This is a genomic window from Cupriavidus necator, from assembly GCF_040578825.1.
GTDB lineage: Bacteria > Pseudomonadota > Gammaproteobacteria > Burkholderiales > Burkholderiaceae > Cupriavidus > Cupriavidus necator_E.
Genome location: NZ_JBEFLI010000040.1, coordinates 41455 through 66620, shown reverse-complemented (window position 1 = coordinate 66620; position 25166 = coordinate 41455). Strand labels below are relative to the sequence as shown.

The 25166-nt window shown below is 65.6% G+C and carries 22 protein-coding genes and 8 tRNA genes; 9 read left to right on the top strand and 21 right to left on the bottom strand.

Features of this window, described 5'->3' with window-relative positions; all coding sequences use genetic code 11:
* Positions 1–2: 2 nt before the first annotated feature.
* From AB1I47_RS20015 to gltX, 7 genes are all read right to left on the bottom strand, one after another.
* Positions 3–79 (bottom strand) — tRNA-Asp (locus AB1I47_RS20015).
* 63 nt (positions 80–142) lie between these two features.
* A tRNA-Glu gene (locus tag AB1I47_RS20010) sits at positions 143–218 on the bottom strand.
* A gap of 105 nt (positions 219–323) precedes the next feature.
* Positions 324–399: transfer RNA gene (locus AB1I47_RS20005), tRNA-Ala, on the bottom strand.
* Positions 400–587: 188 nt separating this feature from the next.
* Positions 588–664 (bottom strand) — tRNA-Asp (locus tag AB1I47_RS20000).
* Between the two features lie 63 nt (positions 665–727).
* A tRNA-Glu gene (locus AB1I47_RS19995) sits at positions 728–803 on the bottom strand.
* A 67-nt stretch (positions 804–870) separates the two neighbouring features.
* Positions 871–946 (bottom strand) — tRNA-Ala (locus AB1I47_RS19990).
* A gap of 273 nt (positions 947–1219) precedes the next feature.
* Positions 1220–2626, bottom strand: coding sequence for a glutamate--tRNA ligase (gene gltX, locus AB1I47_RS19985; protein ID WP_354685466.1), 1407 nt, complete (start codon positions 2624–2626; stop codon positions 1220–1222).
* A gap of 246 nt (positions 2627–2872) precedes the next feature.
* Between gltX and AB1I47_RS19980 the strand changes: the two genes are divergently transcribed.
* A complete protein-coding gene (locus AB1I47_RS19980) occupies positions 2873–3790 on the top strand; it encodes a patatin-like phospholipase family protein (protein WP_354685465.1) in 918 nt (305 codons plus the stop codon).
* Positions 3791–3858: 68 nt separating this feature from the next.
* Here AB1I47_RS19980 and AB1I47_RS19975 read toward each other — a convergent pair whose 3' ends face one another.
* From AB1I47_RS19975 to AB1I47_RS19955, 5 genes are all read right to left on the bottom strand, one after another.
* Positions 3859–4542 carry a C40 family peptidase gene (locus AB1I47_RS19975; RefSeq protein ID WP_354685464.1) on the bottom strand — a complete coding sequence of 228 codons (684 nt, stop codon included), beginning with the start codon at positions 4540–4542 and terminating at the stop codon, positions 3859–3861.
* A gap of 355 nt (positions 4543–4897) precedes the next feature.
* The gene (locus AB1I47_RS19970) at positions 4898–6562 is read right to left on the bottom strand and encodes an ABC transporter ATP-binding protein (RefSeq protein WP_407935873.1); all 1665 of its coding nucleotides are present in this window, start codon (positions 6560–6562) and stop codon (positions 4898–4900) included.
* Complete coding sequence (locus AB1I47_RS19965; protein ID WP_354685463.1) at positions 6559–7695, bottom strand: ABC transporter permease; 1137 nt, start codon at positions 7693–7695, stop codon at positions 6559–6561. The genes AB1I47_RS19970 and AB1I47_RS19965 overlap by 4 nt, the downstream gene beginning before the upstream one ends.
* A complete protein-coding gene (locus AB1I47_RS19960; protein ID WP_354685462.1) occupies positions 7692–8741 on the bottom strand; it encodes a microcin C ABC transporter permease YejB in 1050 nt (349 codons plus the stop codon). Before AB1I47_RS19960 ends, AB1I47_RS19965 begins: the two co-directional genes overlap by 4 nt.
* Positions 8742–8781: 40 nt before the next feature.
* Entirely contained in the window at positions 8782–10671 is a 1890-nt protein-coding gene (locus AB1I47_RS19955; protein WP_354685461.1) for an extracellular solute-binding protein, read from the bottom strand.
* 212 nt (positions 10672–10883) lie between these two features.
* Between AB1I47_RS19955 and fabI the strand changes: the two genes are divergently transcribed.
* The gene (gene fabI, locus AB1I47_RS19950) at positions 10884–11672 is read left to right on the top strand and encodes an enoyl-ACP reductase FabI (RefSeq protein ID WP_354685460.1); all 789 of its coding nucleotides are present in this window, start codon (positions 10884–10886) and stop codon (positions 11670–11672) included.
* A 124-nt stretch (positions 11673–11796) separates the two neighbouring features.
* On the opposite strand, the gene AB1I47_RS19945 is transcribed toward fabI, so the two are convergent.
* The 4 genes from AB1I47_RS19945 to AB1I47_RS19930 all read right to left on the bottom strand — a co-directional run bounded on the left by AB1I47_RS19945 (position 11797) and on the right by AB1I47_RS19930 (position 14042).
* Positions 11797–13077, bottom strand: a complete 1281-nt coding sequence (locus tag AB1I47_RS19945) for an MFS transporter (protein ID WP_354685459.1) — start codon at positions 13075–13077, stop codon at positions 11797–11799.
* A 236-nt stretch (positions 13078–13313) separates the two neighbouring features.
* The gene (locus AB1I47_RS19940; RefSeq protein ID WP_354685458.1) at positions 13314–13463 is read right to left on the bottom strand and encodes a hypothetical protein; all 150 of its coding nucleotides are present in this window, start codon (positions 13461–13463) and stop codon (positions 13314–13316) included.
* 9 nt (positions 13464–13472) lie between these two features.
* On the bottom strand, positions 13473–13790 hold the full coding sequence (locus tag AB1I47_RS19935; protein WP_354685457.1) for a hypothetical protein: 318 nt from the start codon (positions 13788–13790) through the stop codon (positions 13473–13475).
* Positions 13791–13907: 117 nt separating this feature from the next.
* A complete protein-coding gene (locus AB1I47_RS19930; RefSeq protein WP_354685456.1) occupies positions 13908–14042 on the bottom strand; it encodes a hypothetical protein in 135 nt (44 codons plus the stop codon).
* Between the two features lie 207 nt (positions 14043–14249).
* Here AB1I47_RS19930 and AB1I47_RS19925 point away from each other — a divergent pair, with 207 nt between their 5' ends.
* The gene (locus AB1I47_RS19925) at positions 14250–14501 is read left to right on the top strand and encodes a DUF1488 family protein (RefSeq protein ID WP_354685455.1); all 252 of its coding nucleotides are present in this window, start codon (positions 14250–14252) and stop codon (positions 14499–14501) included.
* 45 nt (positions 14502–14546) lie between these two features.
* Positions 14547–14807, top strand: coding sequence for a hypothetical protein (locus AB1I47_RS19920; protein WP_354685454.1), 261 nt, complete (start codon positions 14547–14549; stop codon positions 14805–14807).
* 40 nt (positions 14808–14847) lie between these two features.
* Here the strand turns inward: AB1I47_RS19920 and AB1I47_RS19915 are convergent.
* Positions 14848–14924: transfer RNA gene (locus AB1I47_RS19915), tRNA-Arg, on the bottom strand.
* 77 nt (positions 14925–15001) lie between these two features.
* Positions 15002–16288: a GGDEF domain-containing protein gene (locus tag AB1I47_RS19910; RefSeq protein WP_354685453.1), complete on the bottom strand. Its 1287-nt coding sequence runs from the start codon at positions 16286–16288 to the stop codon at positions 15002–15004.
* Positions 16289–16699: 411 nt separating this feature from the next.
* On the opposite strand from AB1I47_RS19910, the gene AB1I47_RS19905 reads away from it, so the two are divergent.
* Positions 16700–16776: transfer RNA gene (locus AB1I47_RS19905), tRNA-Pro, on the top strand.
* Between the two features lie 99 nt (positions 16777–16875).
* On the opposite strand, the gene AB1I47_RS19900 is transcribed toward AB1I47_RS19905, so the two are convergent.
* Both AB1I47_RS19900 and AB1I47_RS19895 read right to left on the bottom strand, forming a co-directional pair.
* Positions 16876–17628, bottom strand: coding sequence for a DNA polymerase III subunit epsilon (locus AB1I47_RS19900; RefSeq protein ID WP_354685452.1), 753 nt, complete (start codon positions 17626–17628; stop codon positions 16876–16878).
* A gap of 175 nt (positions 17629–17803) precedes the next feature.
* Complete coding sequence (locus AB1I47_RS19895; RefSeq protein WP_354685451.1) at positions 17804–18328, bottom strand: hypothetical protein; 525 nt, start codon at positions 18326–18328, stop codon at positions 17804–17806.
* Between the two features lie 633 nt (positions 18329–18961).
* Here AB1I47_RS19895 and infA point away from each other — a divergent pair.
* The 3 genes from infA (at position 18962) to AB1I47_RS19880 (ending at position 21195) form a co-directional block, all read left to right on the top strand.
* Positions 18962–19183, top strand: a complete 222-nt coding sequence (gene infA, locus AB1I47_RS19890) for a translation initiation factor IF-1 (RefSeq protein WP_008641674.1) — start codon at positions 18962–18964, stop codon at positions 19181–19183.
* A 245-nt stretch (positions 19184–19428) separates the two neighbouring features.
* Positions 19429–19905, top strand: a complete 477-nt coding sequence (locus AB1I47_RS19885) for a SixA phosphatase family protein (RefSeq protein WP_354685450.1) — start codon at positions 19429–19431, stop codon at positions 19903–19905.
* A 450-nt stretch (positions 19906–20355) separates the two neighbouring features.
* Positions 20356–21195, top strand: a complete 840-nt coding sequence (locus AB1I47_RS19880; protein WP_354685449.1) for a GNAT family N-acetyltransferase — start codon at positions 20356–20358, stop codon at positions 21193–21195.
* 63 nt (positions 21196–21258) lie between these two features.
* Here AB1I47_RS19880 and ppx read toward each other — a convergent pair whose 3' ends face one another.
* Positions 21259–22791 carry an exopolyphosphatase gene (gene ppx / locus AB1I47_RS19875; RefSeq protein WP_354685448.1) on the bottom strand — a complete coding sequence of 511 codons (1533 nt, stop codon included), beginning with the start codon at positions 22789–22791 and terminating at the stop codon, positions 21259–21261.
* 161 nt (positions 22792–22952) lie between these two features.
* On the opposite strand from ppx, the gene ppk1 reads away from it, so the two are divergent.
* Entirely contained in the window at positions 22953–25082 is a 2130-nt protein-coding gene (gene ppk1, locus AB1I47_RS19870) for a polyphosphate kinase 1 (protein ID WP_354685447.1), read from the top strand.
* Positions 25083–25166 lie beyond the last annotated feature (84 nt).

Here is a 25166-nt window from a genome sequence, read left to right as displayed (position 1 = left end):
TTTGGCGGAGTGGACGGGACTCGAACCCGCGACCCCCGGCGTGACAGGCCGGTATTCTAACCGACTGAACTACCACTCCTTAGTCGGCGTCTTCCGAAGCTTCGCTTCGGTCGACTGGGCGTCTGATTACGCCCTGTTGTTATGGCGTCCCCTAGGGGATTCGAACCCCTGTACTCACCGTGAAAGGGTGATGTCCTAGGCCTCTAGACGAAGGGGACAGAAACTTGTTTTGCAACGCGTTTTCTGTCTTGCGCTGGAAAGTCCGCTATTCTAGCAGGCTTTTTCGCGCCTGGGAAGCTCTTTTCGATGCTTCCCTGAAACCTTGGTGGAGCTAAGCGGGATCGAACCGCTGACCTCTTGCATGCCATGCAAGCGCTCTCCCAGCTGAGCTATAGCCCCGTATCCGGTACTGCTTGACGGTTACTGCCGGTACTGCTTTTCGCCGCAGCATTTGCAGCGTAGACAGGATTATATAGCTGATTTCGCAACGAATGCAATACTTTTTATTGCTTTCACGGCGATTAACGACATAATCCCTCACCCTAAAAGAAAAACCCGCATGGCGATTAACCATGCGGGTTTAGTTTTGGCGGAGTGGACGGGACTCGAACCCGCGACCCCCGGCGTGACAGGCCGGTATTCTAACCGACTGAACTACCACTCCTTAGTCGGCGTCTTCCGAAGCTTCGCTTCGGTCGACTGGGCGTCTGATTACGCCCTGTTGTTATGGCGTCCCCTAGGGGATTCGAACCCCTGTACTCACCGTGAAAGGGTGATGTCCTAGGCCTCTAGACGAAGGGGACAGTAACTTGTCTTTCAACACGTTCCGTCTGGTGCCACCCGATACAACCTGGATGACACCGAAATTCTTGGTGGAGCTAAGCGGGATCGAACCGCTGACCTCTTGCATGCCATGCAAGCGCTCTCCCAGCTGAGCTATAGCCCCATGGTACTGCCATTTACTGCAACTTGCCTTGTTTTCGCCTGATTTAACTACCGTTTCAAGCGAAGCCAAGATTATATATCAACTACTAATCTTTGCAAGCTCCCGTTTCGGCTTTTTTCGCTTTCTCGTCGCTTTGAAAATCAGCCCGGAAAAGCGTGGATCCTTGAGGATCCGCCAGCCCGCTTGGTCTGGAACCGCGCTGCAGGGAGAACGAGATTATGCGCAAGTCCGGGCCGGAGCGCAAGCCCCCGGCGCGGACTTTTGCAGGATTTTTTATGCGCCCGTGCCCGCGGCCAGGCGGCGCAGCACCGTGTCGCGGCCGAACAGTTCCAGCACGGCGTCGATGCTCGGCGTCTGCAGCTGCCCCGCCACCAGCAGGCGCACCGGCATGGCCAGCCTGGGCATCTTCAGGCCGAACTCGGCCAGCACCGCCTTGAAGGTGGCGCTGATGGCTTCGCGCTTCCACTCGGGCAGCGCGGCAAGCTGCGTCGCCAGCGCGGCCAGCGCCGGCTGGATCTCCGGCGTCAGGTGCTCGGCCTTCAGCGCGGCATCGGGCTGCGGCTCGCCGCGATAGAACAGCAGCGCGGCTTGCGCCACTTCCTTCAGCGTATTGGCGCGATCCTTCACCAGCGCGATCACGCCGACGAGGTCCGCCCCTTCCACCTTGCCGCCAAGCGCTTCGATAAACGGCTTGGTCAGCGTGGCCAGCCGCTGGTTGTCGCCGACCTTGATGTAGTGGTTGTTCAGCCAGGCGAGCTTCTCGGGGTTGTACTGCGCCGGCGACTTGCCCAGGTGCTCCAGGTCGAACCATTCGATGAACTGCTCGCGCGAGAAGATCTCCGCATCGCCGTGTGCCCAGCCCAGGCGCGCCAGGTAGTTGAGGACGGCCTCGGGCAGGTAGCCCTCGTCGCGGTAGCCGGTGACGGCCATCGCGCCATGGCGCTTGCTCATCTTCTCGCCCTGCTCGTTCAGCACCGTCGGCAGGTGCGCGTAGACCGGCGGCGTGCCGCCCAGCGCGCGGATGATGTTGATCTGGCGCGGGGTATTGTTGACGTGGTCGTCGCCGCGGATCACGTGGGTGATCTTCATGTCGAGGTCGTCCACCACCACGCAGAAGTTGTACGTGGGGGTGCCGTCCGGGCGCGCGATCACCAGGTCGTCGAGTTCGTCGTTGGAGATCTCGATGCGGCCCTTGACCGCGTCGTCCCACACCACGCTGCCGCCGATCGGGTTCTTGAAGCGGATCACCGGATCGACACCGGGCGGCGGCTCGGGCAGGACCTTGCCCGGCTCGGGGCGCCAGAAGCCGTTGTAGCGCGGCTTCTCGCCACGCTCGCGCTGGGCTTCGCGCAGTGCATCCAGTTCCGCCGTGCTCATGTAGCAGCGGTAGGCCAGGCCGGCTTCCACCATCTGCGCGACCACCTCGCGATAGCGGTCCATGCGCTGCATCTGGTAGAACGGGCCCTCGTCGATATCCATCTCCAGCCAGGCCATGCTTTCGAGGATCACGTCGACCGCTTCCTGCGACGAACGCTCGACGTCGGTGTCCTCGATGCGCAGGATGAAGTCGCCCTTCATGCGGCGGGCGAAGGCCCAGGGATAGAGCGCGGAGCGGATATTGCCGAGGTGGATAAAACCGGTCGGGCTCGGCGCAAAGCGGGTGCGGACGCGTTGGGTCATGGTCAGGGGCAGAAACAAGAAAGCCCGCGCGCAGCGGCGCGCGGGCTGGTATGTGCAGGCATTGCATTATACCAATGCGCCTGCCGCCGCCCTGCCCGCTGTGCCGGGCGCGCGCGGAATCATTTATGCTTGCGCCGGTCTGAGGGCGTGCCGGCCCTCGGGCGATGCGATGCCAGCCTCCGACAAGGAACGCCGGCATCACACCGCCAGACTTGCCGGTCCCCCCCTGGTTACTGATCCCGCTTCATGCAACGACGTCATTTCCTCGGCATTTCCGCGGCCGCCTTGCTGGCGGGCTGCTCGTTCGGCCCGCGTCCCGCGCCGCCGGTCGCCACCACGCCCGCGCCCCGGCCCATTAAGATCGGCCTCGCGCTCGGCGGCGGCGCCGCGCGCGGCTTTGCCCATATCGGCGTGATCAAGGCGCTCGAGGCGCAGGGCATCCATGCCGACGTGGTGACCGGCACCAGCGCGGGCGCGGTAGTCGCCGCGCTGTACGCCAGCGGGCTCAATGGCTTTGCACTGAACAAGCTGGCCCTGACCATGGATGAAGCCTCCATCGCCGACTGGGCCCTGCCCTTTGGTACCCGCTTCGGCGGCTGGCTCAAGGGCGAGGCGCTGCAGAACTACGTCAACCGCCAGGTGCAGAACCGCCCGATCGAGGCGATGAAGCTGCCGCTGGGCATCGTCGCAACCGACCTGAAGACCGGAGAGAAGATCCTGTTCCGCCGCGGCAATACCGGCCAGGCGGTGCGTGCGTCGAGCAGCGTGCCGGGCGTGTTCCAGCCGGTTTCGATCCAGGGGCACGACTATGTCGATGGCGGCCTGGTCGAGCCGGTGCCGGTGGATTCCGCGCGCAGCATGGGCGCGGACTTTGTCATCGCGGTCAATATCTCGGCCGACCCGTCGGCGCAGAAGAATGCCGGCCAGAGCGGCGTGCTGCTGCAGACCACCGCGATCATGGGCCAGTCGATCAACAAGATGGCGCTGGCGCGCGCCGACGTGGTGATCCGCCCGGAGTTGCCCGATATGGCCGGCAGCGACTTCAACGCCCGCAACCGCGCCGTGCTGGCGGGCGAACAGGCCACCGCAGCGGTAATGACCACGCTGCGCCAGAAACTGGACCAGGCGCGGCTGCAGCCGGCCGGGACCGTGGCTGCGCAGTAGCCCTGCGCGTTGGCGGCAAAACAAAAAGGACTGCCGCGGCAGTCCTTTTTTGTTTAAGGTGGCGAAACTCAGCCGCCGTACATCGTGGCGCGGCCCGCCTTGGGATCGTAGCGCTTGAGCGTCTCGACCATATCGCCGAGGCTTTCGCCGCGGCTGCCGCCTTCCTTGTCGTCGATGCGGCGCGCGCCGTTATAGCGCGTCACCCAGTACGCGGCACGCATGTCGTCGACACGGATCTTGCTGCCCGTGGACGGGGCATGCACGAACTTGTTGTCGCCGATATAGATGCCGACGTGCGAGAAGGTCTGGCGCATGGTGTTGAAAAACACCAGGTCGCCCGGACGCAGGTCGGTCACCGCGACATTGGTGCCGACACGGCTGATTTCGACAGAGCGGCGCGGCAACATGAAGCCGAAGGTGTCATGGAACACGTAGCGGACGAAGCCGCTGCAGTCCAGGCCGGATTCGGGGCTGTTGCCGCCGAAGCGGTAACGCACGCCGATCAGGCCCAGCGCATTCATGACCAGGTCGCCAGCCTTGCTGGCGACATTGCTGGTGGAATTCACCACCGACGACAGCAAGCCGCGCTTGCCTTCCGCATGCGAGTCCGCGGCCGGGGCCGGGGCATCGATACGGGCGTCGGCATCCTTGAATACCGTATCCGCCAGCACTCCATTCGACACAGTCGCACCGCAGGCAATGGCAATTCCGACGGCGGCACGCGCCAGGGAATGAAGCACCGATCGCTGCATTGGTTCTCCCGTTGATCGTTCCCAAAGCAAGCCCCGGTACAAGACCGGGGCGGCTGAGGCATTTTGAAATTCTTGTGAACTACGGGGCGATCCTTACGCAACACCAGCAAAATCGCCGCAAGCGCACCAGAAACGTGCCTTGCACGATCGAATGCGCCGGACAGACCACCCCCGAAAGTAGTACTCGCGGGATGGTAAAGGGTTGTCATTCACATGTCAAAGTCCGTTACAAATTCCGGGCTTTTGACTTGTGAATCAAGGATATAGACCGAACTTCGCATCTTGTTTGTCGGATTGCGAATATCAAGCAGTGCTAGCCGCCTGGCCGGCGGCGCCGTTGTTGCAGGCACACGGATCAGGCCGCGCCGACCTGCGCCGCGGCCATCAGCTTGCGGGTATACGGATGCTGCGGCGCACCGAGTACCGCCTCGGTTTCGCCGGATTCGACCACCTCCCCCGCCTTCATCACCAGCACACGGTGGGCCATGGCCCGGATCACCGCCAGGTCGTGGCTGATAAAGAGGTAGCTGAGGTTGTACTTGTGCTGGAGCTGCGACAGCAGCGCCAGCACCTGCTGCTGGATCGAGACGTCCAGCGCCGAGGTCGGTTCGTCCAGCACCAGGATCTGGGGCTTGAGGATCAGCACGCGCGCGATCGCGATGCGCTGGCGCTGGCCGCCGGAGAACTCGTGCGGATAGCGTCCCAGCGCGGTGCGGTCCATGCCGACCTCGCGCAGCGCGTCAATCACGCGCTGGCGCGTGGCCTCGCGCGACAGGCCGCGCTGGTGCAGCGCCAGCCCCTCGCCCACGATCTGCTCGATGGTCATGCGCGGCGCGAGCGAGCCGAACGGGTCCTGGAACACCACCTGCATGCGCGAGCGAAGCTGGCAGCGGTCCTTGCGGGTGGCGTCGTCAAAGCTGCGCCCCAGGAAATGGATGGTGCCCGCGCTCTTGCGCTGCAGCGCCAGCACCGTATGCGCCAGCGTGGTCTTGCCAGAGCCGGACTCGCCCACGATGCCGACGGTCTCGCCCTCGCGCAATTCGAAATCCACGTCCTTGACCGCCGCGAACTGGTCCTTGCCGAACCAGCCCGCCAGCCCGCGGCGCTTGCGCGCGTAGTTGACGCTCAGGTTGCGCGCTTCCAGCAGCACCGGCGCCAGCGGCACCAGCGGCAGCACCTCGCGCTTCGGGCGGCTGTCGATCAGCTTGCGGGTATACGGGTGCTGGGGCGCGGCGAACACCTGCGCGGTCTCGCCGGTCTCGACCAGCACGCCCTTCTCCATCACGCCCACGCGCTGGGCAAAGGAGCGCACCAGGTTCAGGTCATGGGTGATCAGCATCACCGCCATGCCGAACTCGGCCTGCAGGTCGCGCAGCAGGTCCATGATCTGGGCGCGGATGGTGACGTCCAGCGCGGTGGTCGGCTCGTCGGCCAGCAGCAGCTTGGGCCGGCAGGCCAGCGCCATGGCGATCATGGCGCGCTGGCGCTGGCCGCCCGACAGCTGGTGCGGGAAGCTGTCGAAGCGGTGCTCGGCGTCGCTGATGCCAGTGCGCTCCAGCAGCGCGATGGCGCGTTCGCGCGCGGCGCGCCGGTCCAGGCCCTCGTGCAGCGCGAGCGTCTCGACGATCTGGTTGCCGATGGTATAGAGCGGGTTCAGGGCGGTCATCGGCTCCTGGAAGATCATCGCGATCTCGGCGCCGCGGATCGCGCGCATCTCGTGGTCCGACACATCCAGCAGGTTCTTGCCCTCGAAGCGGATCGCGCCGTCGTAATAGGCGTCTTCCACCAGCCGCAGCATCGCCAGCGCGGTCACGGTCTTGCCGGAACCGGATTCGCCGACCAGCGCATAGCGCTCGCCGGCGCGCAGGTCGAAGCTGATCTCGCGCACGGCGCGCGTGGCATGCTCGCCGTGGCCGAAGGTGACGGACAGCTTGTCGACGCGGATCAGCGTGGAACCGGGCGCCGGCGCGGCCGCTTCAGGGCTCATCTCGGGTTGCAGCACGGGAGACACCGCGGTCATGGCGTGACCTCCGGTGCCGCCCCCGTCGGCGCGCCGGCCGGGACCTTGGGCTCGACCCGGCCGCGCAACGCGGCCAGCCCGAGCCGGGTATCGAAGGCATCGCGCAGCGCGTCGCCCATGAAGGTCAGCAGCATCAGCGTCACCACCAGCACCGTGAAGGTCGACAGCGAGATCCACCATGCGTCGAGGTTGCCCTTGCCCTGCGCCAGCAGCTCGCCCAGGCTGGGCGTGGTCGGCGGCACGCCCAGGCCGAGGAAGTCCAGGCTGGTCAGCGCCAGGATCGCGGCGCTCATGCGGAACGGCAGGAAGGTGATTACCGGCGTCAGGCTGTTGGGCAGGATATGGCGCCACATGATCTGCACATTGGACAGGCCCAGCGCGCGCGCCGCCTTGACGTAGTCGAGCGAGCGGTTGCGGTAGAACTCGGCACGCACGTAGTCGGACAGCCCCATCCAGCCGAACAGCGACAGCAGGATGATCAGCAGCGCCAGGCTGGGCTCGAAGATCGAAGCGAAGATGATCAGCAAATACAGCTCGGGCATCGAACTCCAGATCTCGATCGCCCGCTGCGAGAACAAGTCGAAGCGTCCGCCGAAGAACCCCATCAGCGCCCCGGTCAGCGTGCCGACCAGCACGCCGATCACCGTCAGCGCCATGCTGAACAGCACCGACACGCGGAAGCCGTACAGCAGCCGCGCCAGGATGTCGCGGCCGCGGTCGTCAGTGCCGAGCCAGTTGTCGGCCGACGGCGGCGCCGGATTGGGTTCCTTGGCGAAGTAGTTGAGCGAGTCGTACGAATACTGGTTCAGCGGGAAGATCGCGAAGTTGCCGTTGGTGGTGATGCGGTCGCGGATAAACGGATCGAGATAGTCCGCGGGCGTCGGGAAGTCGCCGTCGAACGTGGTCTCCGGGTAGACCTTGACGATCGGGAAGTAATACTCGCCCTTGTAGCGCACCACCAGCGGCCGGTTGCTCGACAGCAGCTCGGCGCCCAGGCTCAGCACGAAGATGATGACGAAGATCACCAGGCTCCAGTAGCCGCGCCGGTTGCGTCGAAAGCGCTGCCAGGCGCGCTGGCGCGGCGAGGGCGAATGCGGCAGCCCATTGGGCGCCGCGTGCGTGAAGGGTTTCATCGGTGCAAGCCCTCGAAATGGATGCGCGGGTCCACTAGCACGTAGCAGACATCGGAGATCAGGCGCGTGACCAGACCGATCAGCGTGAACAGGTAGAGCGTGCCGAGCACCACCGGATAGTCGCGGCGCAGCACCGCCTCATAGGACAGCAAACCCAGCCCGTCGAGCGAGAACAGCGTCTCGATCAGCAGCGAGCCGGTGAAGAAGGCGCCGATGAACGCCGCCGGAAAACCGGTCACCAGCGGGATCAGCGCATTGCGGAACACGTGCTTCCACAGCACGCGGCGCTCGCCCAGGCCCTTGGCGCGCGCGGTCAGCACATACTGCTTGCGGATTTCCTCGAGGAACGCGTTCTTGGTCAGCATGGTCACCACCGCGAAGCTGCCCACCACCGATGCCGTGATCGGCAGCACCAGGTGCCACAGGTAGTCCATCACCTTGCCCATCAGCGACAGCTGCTCCCAGTTGTCGGAGGTCAGCCCGCGCAGCGGGAACCACTGCACGAAAGTGCCGCCGCCGAACAGCACCAGCAGCAGCACGCCCAGCACGAAGCCGGGAATTGCATAGCCCACCAGCACGATGATGCTGGTGACCACGTCGAAACGGCTGCCCGCCCGGATCGCCTTGGAGATGCCGAGCGGCACCGATATCAGGTAGGTCAGGAAGAAGGTCCACAAGCCCAGGCTAACCGAGACCGGCAGCTTCGACTTCACCAGCTCCCACACGCTGCGGTGCTGGAAGTAGCTCTGGCCCAGGTCGAACTGGGCAAAGCGCTTGAGCATCAGGAAGTACCGCTCCAGCGGCGGCTTGTCGAAGCCATACAGCGCCTGGATCTCCTTGATCTTGTCGGGATCGACGCCACGGCGTCCGCGGTATTCGGCACCGCCGCCGCTGGCTTCGCCGGCGCCGCCCCGCCCTTTCAGTTCCATCATCATCTGTTCGACCGGGCCGCCCGGCACGAACTGGATCACGACGAAGGTCAGCGTGATGACACCGATCAGCGTCGGGATCATCAGCAAGATGCGTTTAAGCAGGTAGGCAAGCATCGGCCGGTCCTCTTCCTTGTACTTATCCTCGCTGAACGCGTCAGCGCGCTTGCGGCTGGACGTCCTTGCGCCACCAGTGGCTCAGGATCCAGCCTTCGGCCGTGTAGAAATAGGGAAGCCGTTCGGGATACGCCAGTGCCTTGCGGTACGAGATCCGGTGCGATGCGCTGTACCAGTTCGGCACGATGTAGTAGCCATGCATCAGCACGCGGTCCAGCGCCCGTCCGGCGGTGATCAGTTCCTGCCGGGTATGGGCGCGCAGCACGTTGTCAACCAGCTTGTCGACCGCCTGCGACTTCAGCCCGAACAGGTTGTCCGAGCCGGGCGTGCCGGCGGCCTCGCTGGAAAAGCGGTCGCGCAGCTCGTTGCCGGGGCTTTGCGAGTCGGGGAAGCGGATCGACACCATGTCGAAGTCGAAGTCTTCCAGCCGCTTCTGGTACAGCGCGAAGTCCGTGGTGCGCTGGTGCACCTGGATGCCTAGCTTCTCCAGGTTGCGCACATAGGTGGTGATCACGCGGCTCATGGCGCCGCCATCGTCCAGGAACTCGAACACCAGCGGCTCGCCCTTGGCGTTGCGCAGTGCACCGTCGGTATAGGTCCAGCCGGCTTGCGCCAGCAGACGCCGCGCCAGGCGCAGGTTGTCGCGCAGCGAACGCGGCGCCGCGGTGCTCGGCTGCGCCACGCTCGGACCAAACACTTCGGCCGGCAGCTCGGCGCGCATCGGCTCCAGCAGCGCCAGCTCGCCCGGGCCGGGACGGCCGTCGAGGGTGGCGCTGGCAGCCAGTTCGCTGTTGGAGAACCAGCTATCCAGCCGCTTGTAGGCGCCGAAGAACAGTTGCCGGTTCAGCCATTCGAAATCCAGCGCGAGGATCAGCGCCTGGCGCACGCGTACGTCCTGGAACACCGGCTTGCGCATATTCATCACGAAGCCCTGCATGCCCGCGCCGTTGCGGTGGGGGAACTCGGTCTTCATCAGCTCGCCGTTGCGAAAGCGCGTGCCCTGGTAGCTCTTGGCCCAGTTCTTGGCGCGGTATTCGACGATGGCATCGAACTCGCCCGCCTTGAAGGCCTCCAGCTTGGCGGTCTCGTCCTTGTACAGGCGGTAGACCACGCGCGCGAAATTGAAGGTGCCGCGGCGCGCTGCCAGGTCCTTGCCCCAGTAGTTGGGATCGCGCTTGAAGACGATGCCGCGGCCGGCGTCGTAGCGCTCGATCAGGTAGGGGCCGCTGGTGATCGGCGGCTCGAAGGTCAGCTTCGCGAACGGCACCTTGGCCGTCCATTTCTTCGAGAACACCGGCAGCGCGCCGACGATCAGCGGCAGCTCGCGGTTGCGCTGCTTGAACTCGTAGCGCAGCGTGCGCTCGCCGGTCACCACCACTTCCTTGACGTCGGTGCACATGCTGCGATAGCCCGGGCTCGAGGCCTTGCTCATCAGCATGTCATAGGAGTATTTGACATCCGATGCCAGCACCGGGTCGCCGTTGGAGAAGCGTGCCTGCGGGCGGATGCGGAAGGTGACGGACATTTCGTCGGGCGCCACCGTGACGTCGTCGGCCAGCAGGCCGTAGGCGCTGGCGGTCTCGTCGGCGCTGCTGACCAGCAGCGACTCGAACATCAGCGCATTGAGCCCGGGCGCCGAGGTGCCCTTCAGCGTGAACGGGTTGAACTTGTCGAAACTGGTGCGCCGGTCGGGATTGGCGAGCGTCAGCGTGCCGCCGACCGGTGCATTCGGATTGACGTAGTCGAAGTGCCGGAAATCCGCGTTGTACTTCAGGTCCCCGTGCAGCGCGAAGCCATGCGCCGCCATTGCAGAAACAGGAAACAGGGAGACCCCCGCCGCCAGCATCATCGCCAGCCAATACCGCAGTACCGCATCCCGCCGGAAGCACTGCCATGCCGCCTGAAGCGGCCAACGTGCTTGAATAGGCATCCCGTTGGATTCCTCCACTATGACCTCTGGGGGTCCCGGCGTTCTGCGGCCGGGCCAAGTATGAGACAATTTTACATGCGTCCGGGGTGGCCCCAGCCATCCGGACATTCCCTCTGCGCGGCGCAATAAAACGGCCGCAGGACAGCAAAGGCATGCGCACGGCCGCACGGCGGACGCAGGAAGCGTGCCTGATACACCACCTTGGAGAACTTATGGGATTTCTGGCAGGTAAGCGGATCCTTATCACCGGCTTGCTCTCGAACCGCTCGATCGCCTACGGCATCGCGTCGGCGTGCAAGCGCGAAGGCGCCGAGCTCGCCTTCACCTATGTCGGCGAACGGTTCAAGGACCGGATCAGCGACTTTGCCAAGGAATTCGGCAGCGACCTGGTGTTCGAGTGCGATGTCGGCAGCGACGAGCAGATCGCCGCGACCTTCGCCGCGCTGGGCCAGCGCTGGGAGAAGTTCGACGGGCTGGTGCACTCGATCGGCTTCGCGCCGCGCGAGGCGATCGCCGGCGACTTCCTGGAAGGCCTGTCGCGCGAAGGCTTCCGCGTCGCCCATGACATCTCCGCCTACAGCTTCCCGGCGCTGGCCAAGGCCGCGCTGCCGCTGCTGTCGGACAAGGCCTCGCTGCTGACGCTGACCTACCTGGGCGCCGAGCGCGTGGTTCCCAACTACAACACCATGGGCCTGGCCAAGGCCTCGCTGGAAGCCAGCGTGCGCTACCTGGCCTCGTCGGTCGGTCCGCGCGGCATCCGCGCCAACGGCATCTCGGCCGGCCCGATCAAGACCCTGGCCGCCTCGGGCATCAAGGGCTTCGGCAAGCTGCTCGGCCACTTCGAACAGGCCGCGCCGCTGCGCCGCAACGTGACCATCGAAGAAGTCGGCAACGTGGCCGCCTTCCTGCTGTCTGACCTGGCCAGCGGCGTGACCGGTGAGATCACCTATGTCGACGGCGGCTTCAACGTGGTCGGCGCCAGCGTGACGGACGCCGAATAAGCCTGCCCTTCAGGCTGGAACGAGCGCGCCGGGCACCGGCAGCCAGGCTGATGCAGATCAGCGGCTGGCCGCAGGAACTGCGCCAGGTCGGGAGGGAAAGGGTGGTCTCGCCGCGCGCTGACGGCTATGCCGCCGCGGTAGCGCCGCGCCGGTCCATGTCGAGCAGCGACCAGGCATAGATCACCAGCCCACCGAGCGCCAGCAGCAGCCCGACCCAGCCGGTCGAGGTCCAGCCATAGCCGGCGGCAATGGTCACGCCGCCCAGCCACGCGCCCAGCGCGTTGGCCATATTGAAGGCCGAGTGATTGAGCGCGGCCGCCAGCGTCTGCGCATCGCCCGCGACGTCCATCAGCCGGATCTGCAGCGCCGGGCCGAGCGCCACCGCGGTGCCGACCAGCAGCACATTGAAGGCCGCCAGCCACGCATGCGGCGCGGTGAAGGTGAAGGCGGCCAGCACCAGCGCGGTCCACGCCAGCACGCCGCCGATGGTCGGCATCAGCGCCTTGTCCGCCAGCCGCGCGCCGGCGAGGTTGCCCGCCACCATGCCGATGCCGAACAGCGCCAGCACCACCGGGATGCCCGCGGCCGGCATATGGGCCAGTTCCAGCATGGTCGGCTTGATATAGCTGAACACGGAGAACATGCCGCCAAAGCCGATCGCGCCGATGCCCAGCGTCAGCCACACCTGCTTGCGCCTGAACGCGGACAGCTCGCGCAGCGGGCTGGCATGCCGGTCGGCCGGCACGAACGGCACCCAGCGCCACACCAGCAGCGCCGTCAGCGCGCCGATCGCGCCGACGATCAGGAAGGCCGTGCGCCAGCCCAGCCAGGTGCCGACGGTCGCCGCGATCGGCACGCCGACCAGCGTGGCGATGGTCAGCCCCAGCATCACCAGCCCCACCGCCTGCGCGCGCCGCTCGCGCGGCACCAGGCTGGCGGCGACCAGCGAGGCCACGCCGAAATACGTGCCGTGCGGAAAGCCCGTCAGCAGCCGCGCTACCATCATCGACGGGTAGGCGGGCGCCAGCGCGCTGGCGATATTGCCGGCGGCAAACACCGCCATCAGCGCGATCAGCAGGTTGCGCCGCGGCCAGCGCGCGCCCAGCACCGCCAGCAGCGGCGCGCCGATGACCACGCCCAGCGCATAGGCGCTGATCAGGTGGCCGGCTTCGGGGATCGAGATGGCGAGGTCGCGCGCGGCATCGGGCAGCAGGCCCATGATGACGAACTCGCCGGTGCCGATGCCGAAGCTGCCGACGCCCAGCGCGAGCAAGGGCAGGCGGCCGTCACCGCGGGACGCTTCGGTGTCCGCGCCGGGAAGATGGGAGGACCGGGAGGAAGACTCAGGGAAAGACTGGGCGCCGCGGACGGTATCCGCGGCGGAATGTGCATGTGGGGCGGCCATGGACAGGATCGCAAGGTGTTCTTCGGATTGCCGCCCGCTGACGGGCGGGGTCCGTGCCCTCGCCTCTGCTGCTCCAGCGTGCTCCTGTGCGGCGCGCAGGGCGTATTGTGCGACAAATCGGCGAAACGTGCCGTGGCCGCCTCAGGCCACACGCCCGCGGGGGTACCGGCAGCACTCAAGAAGGATGATTGCCTCGACGGCCGCGATGGTGACGGACCGGATGTGCGTGACCAGCCCTACTTGGTCACATGGGCCACGCGATGCCACCAATACTGCAGCGAGTGCTTCGACATGCCGAACACCGGCTTGTGGTGGATGCCCACCCGGATAATGTAGCCATAGAGGGCGATCAACACGCCCAGGAAGACAAGGGACCAGATCAACATTCCAGCTCCTCAGCGCGTACTTCCCTTCATGCCCTCAGCCTCCATCGCGGCATGCCACTCCTCGTAAGCCTCGATCGGCTCCATGGCCTGGTCGACAAACGCGCTGGCGCGTTCAGCGGCGGCGGATGCACTGAGAGGGATGTCGGCCTGGCTGTCTTCCTCGGTACCGGGAGGCGACAACATGTCCTCGAGCATGCTGCGCAGCTCCGGCGTATTCCATGGCTGACCCAGCCGCGCCTTTCTTCTCAGGTAGTGACGGATCTCCGAGTCTTGTTCGTCGATAAGCGGAAGCCCTCGGAACGTAGCGGCCTTGTTGTGATCGATCATATGCGCCTCCCGACATGGTCTGCGCTTCCAATACAGGCATCTCGAATCTCGACGCCTTCTGTTGAACCGCATCGGCCGCGGGTAGTCATGGTTCCGCGCCCGCGCGGCAGGGTTCGCTTATTTCTTCTTTTTGCTGTCGTCGTGCCCGACACGGGACTGGACCGTGCTGAAGGGGCTCGCCGGCACCGACGGCTTCTTCGGCTGCTTGGGTTTCTTGGCTTCGCGGTTGCCGCGTAATTGACTCTTGGCCATGGTGGGACTCCTGTTGACTTGCCTGGAGAATCTGGCAATCCCAGCATACGCGCTAATGCTCCGGGAAAGGGAATATCTTTCCGGTCGCGGCGGTAAAGATCGCTATCAGACGGATTCTGGACGGAAACGCAAGCCGGTTCAGGAAAACGCGCGCATACTGGGTTCGTCAGCACCGGCCGGCGAACCGTGACCGGACAGGAGTCTGCCATGGCACTGATTTTTCCCAACCCGAGCCGCAGCCACGATGCGGCACGGCACTGCGTTTGCTTCTGGGGCTACGACAACGCGCGCGAAGTGGCATTCCAGGTCACTGACGATATTCTTCTGCGCCTGAGCCACCAGGCTGCGCTGGAAGAAGCCGCCCTTCTCGCCACCTTCGACCAGCACCGCGACCAGATCCTGGAGCTCGCAAGAGATATCTACGAGCCCGGGACGCGCACCACCTACACAATTGCCTGAGGGCAGCCGAAAGCGAGGGCAGCGCAATGCCATGCGGTGACAACGATGGTGAATGAGAGCGTGCCCGCACAAGACTGGGCCAGTGAATACCGGGGCTTCGAAATCCGCGTCGTGCTGGTACGCACGTCGGAGGATATGTTCGACGCCTGGTTCCAGATTGAGGGACCGATGAAGCCACCAGGCGTGGCTGCCATCGGCAAGCGCGTAAAAGTGCATGGCGGGCCGTTCAGCAAGCGCTGGGCGCACCTGGTCGGAGAACTCGCCGGCAGGGCCGCGGTGGATGTGATTCTTGGGGTGGAAGAGTGAAGCGGGGCTGGTGACTGGCGCGTCAGATCACGAAAAGGCTTGGCGCGTCCTAGAGGATTCGAACCTCTGACCGCTCGCTTAGAAGGCGAGTGCTCTATCCAACTGAGCTAAGGACGCGAAGGCGTGCATTCTACCGCAGCGCCGGGCCAGGGTGACAAGCGCGTAATGCAGGCGGGCCCGACTAGCACAACATGTCAGGACACCACCCGCGGCTCGCTGCGCGTGACGTAGCGGCCATTGGCCGCGGCGCCGTCATTGCGGGCATCGCTGCCGGCATCGCTACCTGAGGGGTGCATGGACACGCAGTTGCGCCCCTTCAGCTTGGCGTCGTACAGCGCGCGGTCGGCGCGGCGCATCAGCGCGTCGGCGCCCTCGCCGGGCTGGCGCGCGGCCAGGCCGATGCTGACGGTGTAGGCAATCGGGTCGGGCTCGGACGGGCACGGCGCGGCGCGCACCGAGGTGGCCAGCCGCATGCACGTGTGCCGGCCGTTCTCCAGCGGGGTATCGGGCATCACGATGGCGAATTCCTCGCCGCCCAGGCGGCCCGCCACGTCGCGGGGGCCACAGGCTTTGCGCAGCAGCCCGGCAAAATGCCGCAGCACGCTGTCGCCGGCCAGGTGGCCGTAGACATCGTTGATTGCCTTGAAGTGATCCAGGTCGACAAACGCCACCGTCAGCGGCCGGTGCAGGCGCTCGGCCTGCAGGCACGCCGCCTCCAGCTCTTCCCAGAACGCGCCGCGCAGCAGCACGTCGGTCAGGTCGTCATGCCGCGCGCGCCGCTCCAGCATGCGGCGCAGCCGGTCGTGCGCCATCAGCGCGAAGCTGACCGAGATGCCCACCAGCGCAAACACGTTGAGCATGGCCAGCTCGCCATCCCACGGCATCGGCCGTGGCAACGCGCCGCCGTGCACCACCTCGGCCAGCGGTCGCGCCATGGTCCAGGCATTGATGGCTGCCGCGGCGATAGCGATCAGCACCAGCGACAGCGCCGCAAGCCGGCCGGTGCCGCGCGTGGCCGGCACCGATGGCACGATGCTGCGCGCAAGGTCCAGCAGCAGCACGATATGGCAGCCCGTCAGCACCAGCGCCATTTGCGGCATGGCAGGCAGCGTGGCAAGGAATGGCGCCGACAGGTAGTACGGGGCGAGTTCAAGCCAGGCCACCGCGGCGGCAGCCGCCAGGTTCAGCACCAGCAGCGGCGCGGTGCGGCCAGACCGGCCCGCAAAGTGCCGCGCGCCCACGGCCATCACGGACAGCGCCGCCAGCAGCGCCAGGTCGGTCGACTCCGGCATCAGCCACAGCGGCCGCAATACCTGCACGGCTGACAGCACCGAAGCCAGCGCGACGAATACGTTGCCCAGCGCCCACGACGTCAGGCCGCTGCGCTCCATGCCGGCGGACCGGCGCAATACGACGCTAACCACCGCCATCTGCAAGGCGAACAGCCCCGCGATGAGCACAACTATGTGCGACTGAAACATCTTCATTCCCGTCCAAGGCGACAAGCGGCGCACCGCATGGCGCCACCGTTCCCATTTTTATGCCGGTCCTGCGCCGGACCGTGTTATCGATTGCCGCATATCCTGTATCCGGCCGTCCCGACGGCTGCCGGGCGGCGGGCGCAAACGCGCCGATGCGCTGTCCGGGGGGACCGGGCGCCGTTCTTGTTGTGGTGATCAGATCAGTCCGGAAGGAATACGCAAACCGGGCGTTCCCAATAACACGCCGGTCGGACTGGAGCGGTGTGCGGATTATCGCAGCGCGCAAACCCAAGTCAAGCCAAAGCGCCCCCGCCAGAAGGGGGAGCATGCCCGGGCACTTCCCTGCGGTGACCCGCGCGCCACCATATAAGTTTGACCGCGGTCGCGAGAGCGGGCTACAATGGCCGGCTTCGGGGCGTAGCGCAGCCTGGTAGCGCATCTGATTTGGGATCAGAGGGTCGCATGTTCGAATCATGTCGCCCCGACCAGTTTTAGCTTTGAGCAGTTAGCATTGAGAACAACGGCCTGGACAGCGATGTCCGGGCCGTTTTTCTTTGGGCGATGCAGTCGGGTGCAAGCGCGCGCGCTCACCACCTCGGCACCATGTCAGGCCAGATCAGCGCCGCCGCGGCCAGGATCAGGAACATCGCCACCAGCACCAGCCCCCGCATGGGCCGGTCATAGCGAGGCTCGCCCTGCGGCACCCATGGCTGGGCGCTTTCGTCCCGGGAATGCTGCGCCGGGCGGGGCGGTGCCGGCGCGAGCCCAGGCGCCTGCTTCGCGACACGCGCGACGAAATCAGGCTGGGCCAGCAGGAATCCCATCGGGGTAGCCTGGGTCACCGCCCCCATGTGCCGGAACAGCAATTTGGAGAGCGCAAGGCAGTCGTCCAGCGCAACCTGCGGGCGCGGCCGGAAGATGCGCAGATGGTCGCACAGGGTATCGAGCTTGTGATTGGGCACATGGAAGTACTGTGCCCAGCGCACCTGCCGCACCGAGCAGCGCCAGCGCTTGCGATGTACATCAGGCACGACTTTTTCAAGCATCCGGACATTGAACTCGGCACCGTGCGCGACCAGCACATCCGCCTCGTCAACGATGGCGCGGATGGCGTCCACGTCGAAACGCTGGCCGCGCAGCATCTCCGCGGTCAGGCCGTGCATGCCGGTGGCAGCGGCACTGATGGGCACACGGGGTTCCTGCGAACCGTAATACTCCGTAATCTCGCGCACGAGGCTGCCCGCCTTCGGCGCCACTTCAACTAGCAGCAGGCCGATGCTGACAGGCTCGTCCGCTGGCGTGAGCCCCGTGGTTTCGGTACTGACGATTGCGACCCGCATGGGCACTCCGGTGTGGCCGTCCGCTACGCTGGTTGACGGCGGCCGCTCTGATCGTTTTGCCTCTAAGGTTAGTGCGGGCGTGCCAAACGTCATATCAACCAGATGGGCTAGCCGATGGCGCCGGCCAGACGGATACCGGCCGGCGCAATGGCCCCATCCGGCCGGGCCGGGCCGTTCAGGCGGGCTGCTGCTGGTCTGCCGCGTCGGTGCGCCGTCGCTCCAGGTTGCAGTACACATCGGCCGCCACCAGCCCGAACAGCGCATGGGCGAACAGGCTTTCCCAGCCGCGCGCCTCGTCGAACCAGTTGAAATAGCGGCCGAACACGTAGAAGTTGATCATGTAGACCACCACGCCGAACACAATGCCGGCCACCGACGCGAGGGCCATGCTGGAATCGAGCCGGAACGACGACAGGATCATGGCCAGCACCGCCGACAGGATGATCGACAGCGCGAAGTGCACGGTAAATGCCGACAGCACCACCGTCCAGTTGAAGGCGTCCGCCGACAGTGCCTCGCGCCCCAGGATGATGGCAGCCACCATCTTCACCGTGCCCCAGGCACCCTGGTACAGCAGGAAACGCGCCGTCAGCAGCTCCAGCACCATATAAACCGCGCCGGCGATCAGGCCCGCCACCACGGCGGCGCGCCAGTCCGGCGTGCACCGTACAAAGCGGTGCGATTGCAGATGGAGTTCCATGGGAACCTCCTTGCGAAAGCCGGCCCGCGGGCCGTACCAGATAGTTCTAGCTCATACCGCGCAAATACCAAGGCACCTTCGCGCTTACAGGTGGATCATGCAGCACCCATAACCCGCCCGATATCGCGTTGCGCGTACGCGTGCTTGCCCACACTACGCCACCGCGACGGGTAATGCTGCAGGTGCGTACGTGGTATACTCCCATAGTAGCCCCCGGGGTGTCCGTGCATCCCTGTAACCGGGCGTTCTCACCAGCGCGCTCGGCCGAGCGCACAGCAGCCGCCGGCGCGGTCTTCCGCGACGACAAGAACTGGCGAACCACCGGGTACACCTGCCCGCCCACCCTGCGTAGCGAACGGCCTCCCCGGCCGTCACCGGCAAGGCCGGCGTCCACGCAATCCGCGCCCGCCGGACGAATCCGTTGACAGGATCGCGCTGCAGGACTGATCAAGCACCAGGCCACGCGCGCCTCAGACCGCGTGCGCTGGCTTCGAACAACCCCAGAGGCATGCTTCGCCGTCAACGGCGCATTGTGCCCCGGCCCGCGCCGCGCCAGGTTGGCCGGACGAGCCGACCGGAATTTTTGATAACGCAACCATGCAGCCTTCGCTGGCTGCCGCAAAGGAAGACAGATTGGCTAAGGAAGAACTCATTGAATTTGGCGGCGTGGTGTCGGAAGCCCTGCCTGACAACCGCTATCGTGTCACGCTGGAAAACGGCGTGGAAATCTGGGCATACGCTTCGGGCAAGATGCAGAAGCACCGCATCCGCATCCTGGCCGGCGACCGTGTCACCCTGGAAATGTCGCCCTACGACCTGACCAAGGGTCGCATCAACTTCCGCCACAAGTCCTGAGTTTCTGTACGGGCGGGGCGCCGCGCAGGCCGCCTCGCCCGCTACCCTTGCGCGCCGACGCGCTGTCACACCGCTGACACCGCGCCCGGACACACTCGCGGGCTGCCCGACAGACAGACTGTCATGCAGCCTGTTTTCGTTTACGGTTCCGTGCTGTTTTATGCATGACGCCTTGCGCTGCGCCTGCGCTTGCGCCGGTCGGGCCGCTTCACCATACTCGAAGCACGCATACTGCCCGCCCCGACATGAACCTGATCCTGTGGCGCCACGCCGAAGCCGAAGCCCTCCCCGACGCGCTCAGCCTGAGCCGCCATGCCGACCTGCAGCGACCGCTCACGCGCCGCGGACGCAAGCAGGCGGAATCCTCCGCCAAATGGCTGCGCGCGCATCTGCCGGCCGATTCCCGCGTGCTGTGCAGCCCCGCGCTGCGCGCGCGTGAGACGGCGGCAGCCCTGACGGGCGAGGCGGAGATCGTCGAAGCGCTCTCGCCCGGCGCCGACGTCAGCGCAGTGCTGGCCGCCGTCGAATGGCCGGAGCGCCCAGAGCACGTGGTGGTGGTAGGACACCAGCCGTGGATCGGCCGTGTCGCCAGCCTGCTGCTGGCCGGCACCGAGATGGACTGGAGCGTGCGCAAGAGCGGCGTCTGGTGGCTGACCGGCCGCACTCGCGAAAGCGAAGCACAGACCGTGCTGCGCGCCGTGATCAATCCAGAGTTCCTCTAAGCACAGGCTCGGGTATTTCGGAGGCGGTGCGCCGCCTCACACCTCTGCTGTACACCTCAGTCGCCGCCGAGCAGATTCGGAATTTGCTGATGGCCGGCGGAATCTCCCGTCACTAGAGTCGTTACGGCGCCGCCCGCCGCGGCGCTCACCCGCGCCCATCCCCCGGGCATGGGCGCCGACCGCAGGTGTCACGGAGATTCCCTCATGAACGGCCCGACCGACCGCCGGCCCTCCACCCCAGCCCCCCCGGCGCACACGTCAGCGCACACGTCAGCGCACACCTCGGCGCACACGTCCGCCCACGACACGGGGCACGACCCGTCACACGAAGATTCCCAGCCGGCCACTGTGACAGCGGGCGTCACGGAAGCGTCATCCCGGGGTCACGGCACTGTCACCGGGCCTCACTACATTGCATCGCAACAGTTTCGTCACCAAAAGGACATACTGATGCGAGACCTCCCGACGCCTACTCAGCCGCTCTTCGACTCTCTGCCCAATGGCCTCGGCGGCCAGACGGCGCGGAGGCGTCTTCCTCGTCAATCGGATACGCCAAATGAGTCGCCTGCTCTCAGCGTGGCGTGGGCGCGCCACCAGGACGAAGTAGTCGAAGCGCAGCGCCTGCGCTACAAGGTATTTGCCGAGGAGATGGGCGCACGCCTGACGTCCTCGGTGCCCGAGCTGGACATCGACATGTTCGATGCCTACTGCGACCACCTGATCGTGCGCGACCTGGCCACGCTGCGCGTGGTCGGCACCTACCGAGTCCTGCCGCCGCACCAGGCCAAGCGCCTGGGCTGCCTGTACGCGGAATCCGAATTCGACCTGGTGCGCCTGGCCCATCTGCGCCCCAAGATGCTGGAGCTGGGCCGCTCGTGCGTGCATCGCGACTACCGCTCGGGCAGCGTCATCATGGCGCTGTGGGGCGGCTTGGGCGAGTACCTGCAGCGCTGGGGCATCGAGTCGATGCTGGGCTGCGCGAGCGTGCCGATGAGCGATGGCGGCCACTATGCGGCCAGCCTGCACCGCCTGTTCACCGAGCGCTCGCTGGCGCCGATCGAATACCACGCGTTCCCGCGCCTGCCGCTGCCGGTCGAAGACCTGAACCAGCAGCTCGAGGTCGAACCGCCCGCGCTGATCAAGGGCTACCTGCGCCTGGGCGCGAAGATCTGCGGCCAGCCTGCCTGGGATCCCGACTTCAACGTGGCGGACTTCCTGACGCTGTTGCGCGTCAACGACATGAATCCGCGCTACGCCCGCCACTTCCTGGGCCTGAACAACGCCGCCTGAGCGGCGCCGCCCTGTCACCCACGATCGCCACGGCCGCCTGTGCGGCGGCCGCCTTCCGCGCTGTTAGTCGTAGATGACCTTGTAGCGCTTGCCGATCCGCTGCCACTCGTCGGCCTCCTGAGCAAGGCTGTACTCGATCAGCGGATTGGCCTCGATCCACGCCTTGGGCAGCTTCACGGTGAAGCCCTCGTCCAGCACCTCGGCAAGCTGGCTCACGCGGATATCGGGCAAGGCCACGTCCGAACGGCGCCGGCACAGCACGAAGGCCAGCCGCAGGCTGAACAGCATGCGCCAGTCGACAAACTTGCCGCTGCCTGAGAGCTTGCCGAGCTTGCCGGCATGGCCCAGCAGCAGCGTCGCCAGCCGGGCCTGGTCGGTCTTGGAAAACCCCGGCATGTCCGCGTGCGTGGCGATATAGGCCGAATGCTTGTGATAGCCGCTGTGCGAGATCGACATGCCGATCTCATGCAGGTTGGCGGCCCAGCCCAGCAACAGCAGGTTGTCCTCGCGCCGTTCGTTGGCGGGCTCCGGGAACTGTGACAGCAGCGCCTGCGCGGTGCCGCGCACGCGCGCCGATTGGGCACGATCGACGCCGTAGCGACGCATGAACTGGTCGACCGTGACCGTGCGCATGTCCTCGTGGTGGCTGCGGCCGAGCAGGTCGTACAGCACGCCCAGGCGCAACGCGCCGTCGGTGACGTCCATGCGGTCGATATCGAGTTCGGCGAATACGCCCAGCATGATCGACAGGCCGCCCGGCAGCACCGGGATGCGGTCCGCCTTGAGACCGGTCAGCTTGACGCGGTTGGTGTTCTCGGCCTTGATCAGCGCGCGCTTGAGCCGCTCCAGCCCTTCGCGCGTGATGCCATGCTCGGACGCGCTGTCGTTCATGCCGTTCAGCTCGATCAGCTCGGCCAGCGCCCGCGCGGTGCCCGACGAGCCCACCGCCTGCTCCCAGCCGGCGGCGCGGTACTGGCGCACCAGCACCTGGATCTCGCGGCGCGCGGCCAGCTCGGCCTGCTTCATCGCGTAATCATCGACATTGCCGCTGGGGAAGAACTGGCGGCTATGCGAGACGCAGCCGATATACAGGCTTTCCATCAGCTTGGACTGGTAGCCGCCGCCGATGATGAATTCCGTCGAGCCGCCGCCGATATCCACCACCAGCCGGTTGCCCTGGCACGCCGGCGCGTCATGCGAGGCGCCGAGGTAAATCAGCCGGGCCTCTTCGCGTCCGGCGATCACTTCGATCGGGAAACCGAGCGCGGTCTCCGCCTCGATCAGGAACTCCGACGCGTTCTTGGCCACGCGCAGGGTATTGGTTGCCACCGCGCGCACCTGTTCGGGCGCAAAGTCGCGCAGGCGGTCGCCGAAGCGCCGCAGCGCGTCGATGCCGCGACGGCGCGCCGGCTGGTCCAGGTATTTGTCGGGCGTCAGGCCGGCGGCCAGGCGCACCGGCTCGCGCAGCGCATCGACCTGGAAGATCTGGCTGGCGGGGCCATTGGCGGTAGGGGTCTCGTCCACCCGACCGATCATCAGGCGGAAGCTGTTCGACCCCATGTCGACGGCAGCCAGCAGGCGTGGTGAGTTGTTCATCGTCTGGTTGGAGGGCTGGTTCGCGTTGGCGTAGCGCGTTCAGCGCGACGGCCGCGGGTGCACGGTAGTGCCTCCGGCCGGCGCTTGCGCACCGGAAAAATATGTCGTTCTAATGTCGGCATCATGACAAAATCTAAATGTCATGAAAGTGACACGATTCTATGGAAAAGTCGCCACATTACCAAAAGAAGGTGGTCATGCTCATGTCGACGACTCCGTCCAGTACGCTGCTGAATCGCGAACTGGGCATTCTGGAATTCAATGCCCGCGTGCTGGCGCAGGCTGCGGACCCAAAGGTCCCGCTGCTGGAGCGACTGAAGTTCATCTGCATCGTGTCCAGCAATCTGGACGAGTTCTTTGAAATCCGCATGGCCGGCCTGAAGGAACAGATGCGCGACAACGCATCGGGGCTGACGCCGGACGGCCTCTCCTTCCAGCAGACCTATCAGCTTGTCACCGAGCGCACGCAAAGGCTTGTTGCTTCGCAGTATGACATGCTGCAGAACACCATATTTCCGCTTCTTGAAAAGGAAGGTGTCTTTTTCCATCTGACCACTACCTGGACCGATGCCCAGCGCGAGTGGGCGCGCGAGTTCTTCCAGCGCGAGCTGGCGCCGGTGCTGACCCCGATCGCGCTGGACCCGGCCCACCCCTTCCCGCGCGTGCTCAACAAGAGCCTGAACTTCGTGGTCGAGCTGTCGGGCAAGGACGCCTTTGGCCGCGAGGCCGACCTCGCCATCGTGCAGGCACCGCGTGCGCTGCCCCGCGTGGTCAAGATGCCGGAGAAGCTGTCGGCCTACCCCTTCGGCTTCGTGATGCTGTCGTCGTTCATGCAGGGCTTCGTGCACGAGCTGTTCCCGGCGATCGCGGTGCATGGCTGCTACCAGTTCCGCGTAACGCGCAATTCCGACCTGTTTGTGCAGGAAGACGAAATCACCGACCTGCGCGAAGCGCTGCAGGGCGAGCTGCCGACGCGCCATTTCGGCGACACCGTGCGGCTCGAAATTTCCTCCGACACGCCTGCCCCGCTGGCACGCCGCCTGCTGCTGGAATCGGGGCTGTCCGAACAGGACCTGTACCGCGTTTCGGGCCCGGTCAACCTGGTGCGGCTGATGCAGATCCCCGACATGGTGGACCGGCCCGCGCTGAAGTACCCGCCCTACCTGCCGGCGCCGGTCAGGGCCTTTGCCAACGGTGTGTCGATGTTCGACGTGATGCGCCAGCAAGACGTGCTGCTGCACCATCCGTACGAGAGCTTCAACTCCGTGCTCGACCTGCTGCAGCTTGCCGCGGCCGACCCCAATGTGGTCGCGATCAAGCAGACCGTCTACCGCACCGGCAACGAGTCGCTGGTGATGGAAGCGCTGATGACCGCCGCGCGCAACGGCAAGGAAGTGACGGTGGTGGTGGAGCTGCTGGCGCGCTTTGACGAGGAAACCAATATCAACTGGGCCGAGCGGCTGGAATCCGCCGGCGCGCACGTGATCTACGGCGTGGTCGGCCACAAGTGCCACGCCAAGATGCTGCTGATCGTGCGGCGCGAGCCCACGGGTCCGAAGGCCAAGCAGGTCAAGCTGCGCCGCTATGCCCACCTGGGCACCGGCAATTACCATCCGCGCACGGCGCGCCTGTACACGGACTTTGGCCTGCTGACCGCCAGCGAGGCGATCTGCGAAGACGTGCATCACGTGTTCCAGCTGCTGACCGGCACCGCCGGCACCATCCGGCTGAACCACCTGTGGCAGTCGCCCTTCACCATGCAGACCAACCTGGTCGACCATATCCGTGCAGAGGCCCGCAATGCCCGCGCGGGCAAGCCGGCGCGCATCATCGCCAAGATGAACGCGCTGCTGGAACCGTCGATCATCGACGAGCTGTACAAGGCCTCGCGCGCGGGCGTGAAGATCGACCTGATCGTGCGCGGCGTCTGTGCGCTGATGCCGGGTGTGCCAGGCATGTCCGAAAATATCTCGGTACGCTCGATCGTCGGCCGCTTCCTGGAACACCATCGGGTCTACTACTTCCTCGCCGACGGCGAGGAAGTGCTGTACCTGTCCAGCGCCGACTGGATGGACCGCAATTTGTTCCGCCGCGTCGAAGTGGCCTTCCCCGTGCTGGACAAGGCGCTGAAGGCGCGCGTGATCAAGGAAAGCCTGCAGGTCCACCTGCGCGACAATGCGTCGGCGTGGATCATGCAGCCGGATGGAAACTACGTGCGCGCGCAGACACGGTCGAAGCATCCGCATATCAGCCAGAACGATTTGCTGGTGACGTTTGGGGGGACGCCGTAAGCGCGGATCGACGGCTGACGAGATCTCGCACGCTGTCGGTGTGCCCCCTCTCCCGCATGCGGGAGAGGGGGCACACCAGCGGTG

Bases quoted from the DNA above. Each gene is read 5' to 3' on its own strand.
- gltX (WP_354685466.1), bottom strand. From the start codon at position 2,626: ATGACCCAACGCGTCCGCACCCGCTTTGCGCCGAGCCCGACCGGTTTT.
- AB1I47_RS19980 (WP_354685465.1), top strand. From the start codon at position 2,873: ATGCAACGACGTCATTTCCTCGGCATTTCCGCGGCCGCCTTGCTGGCG.
- AB1I47_RS19975 (WP_354685464.1), bottom strand. From the start codon at position 4,542: ATGCAGCGATCGGTGCTTCATTCCCTGGCGCGTGCCGCCGTCGGAATT.
- AB1I47_RS19970 (WP_407935873.1), bottom strand. From the start codon at position 6,562: ATGACCGCGGTGTCTCCCGTGCTGCAACCCGAGATGAGCCCTGAAGCG.
- AB1I47_RS19965 (WP_354685463.1), bottom strand. From the start codon at position 7,695: ATGAAACCCTTCACGCACGCGGCGCCCAATGGGCTGCCGCATTCGCCC.
- AB1I47_RS19960 (WP_354685462.1), bottom strand. From the start codon at position 8,741: ATGCTTGCCTACCTGCTTAAACGCATCTTGCTGATGATCCCGACGCTG.
- AB1I47_RS19955 (WP_354685461.1), bottom strand. From the start codon at position 10,671: ATGCCTATTCAAGCACGTTGGCCGCTTCAGGCGGCATGGCAGTGCTTC.
- fabI (WP_354685460.1), top strand. From the start codon at position 10,884: ATGGGATTTCTGGCAGGTAAGCGGATCCTTATCACCGGCTTGCTCTCG.
- AB1I47_RS19945 (WP_354685459.1), bottom strand. From the start codon at position 13,077: ATGGCCGCCCCACATGCACATTCCGCCGCGGATACCGTCCGCGGCGCC.
- AB1I47_RS19940 (WP_354685458.1), bottom strand. From the start codon at position 13,463: ATGTTGATCTGGTCCCTTGTCTTCCTGGGCGTGTTGATCGCCCTCTAT.
- AB1I47_RS19935 (WP_354685457.1), bottom strand. From the start codon at position 13,790: ATGATCGATCACAACAAGGCCGCTACGTTCCGAGGGCTTCCGCTTATC.
- AB1I47_RS19930 (WP_354685456.1), bottom strand. From the start codon at position 14,042: ATGGCCAAGAGTCAATTACGCGGCAACCGCGAAGCCAAGAAACCCAAG.
- AB1I47_RS19925 (WP_354685455.1), top strand. From the start codon at position 14,250: ATGGCACTGATTTTTCCCAACCCGAGCCGCAGCCACGATGCGGCACGG.
- AB1I47_RS19920 (WP_354685454.1), top strand. From the start codon at position 14,547: ATGGTGAATGAGAGCGTGCCCGCACAAGACTGGGCCAGTGAATACCGG.
- AB1I47_RS19910 (WP_354685453.1), bottom strand. From the start codon at position 16,288: ATGTTTCAGTCGCACATAGTTGTGCTCATCGCGGGGCTGTTCGCCTTG.
- AB1I47_RS19900 (WP_354685452.1), bottom strand. From the start codon at position 17,628: ATGCGGGTCGCAATCGTCAGTACCGAAACCACGGGGCTCACGCCAGCG.
- AB1I47_RS19895 (WP_354685451.1), bottom strand. From the start codon at position 18,328: ATGGAACTCCATCTGCAATCGCACCGCTTTGTACGGTGCACGCCGGAC.
- AB1I47_RS19885 (WP_354685450.1), top strand. From the start codon at position 19,429: ATGAACCTGATCCTGTGGCGCCACGCCGAAGCCGAAGCCCTCCCCGAC.
- AB1I47_RS19880 (WP_354685449.1), top strand. From the start codon at position 20,356: ATGCGAGACCTCCCGACGCCTACTCAGCCGCTCTTCGACTCTCTGCCC.
- ppx (WP_354685448.1), bottom strand. From the start codon at position 22,791: ATGAACAACTCACCACGCCTGCTGGCTGCCGTCGACATGGGGTCGAAC.
- ppk1 (WP_354685447.1), top strand. From the start codon at position 22,953: ATGGAAAAGTCGCCACATTACCAAAAGAAGGTGGTCATGCTCATGTCG.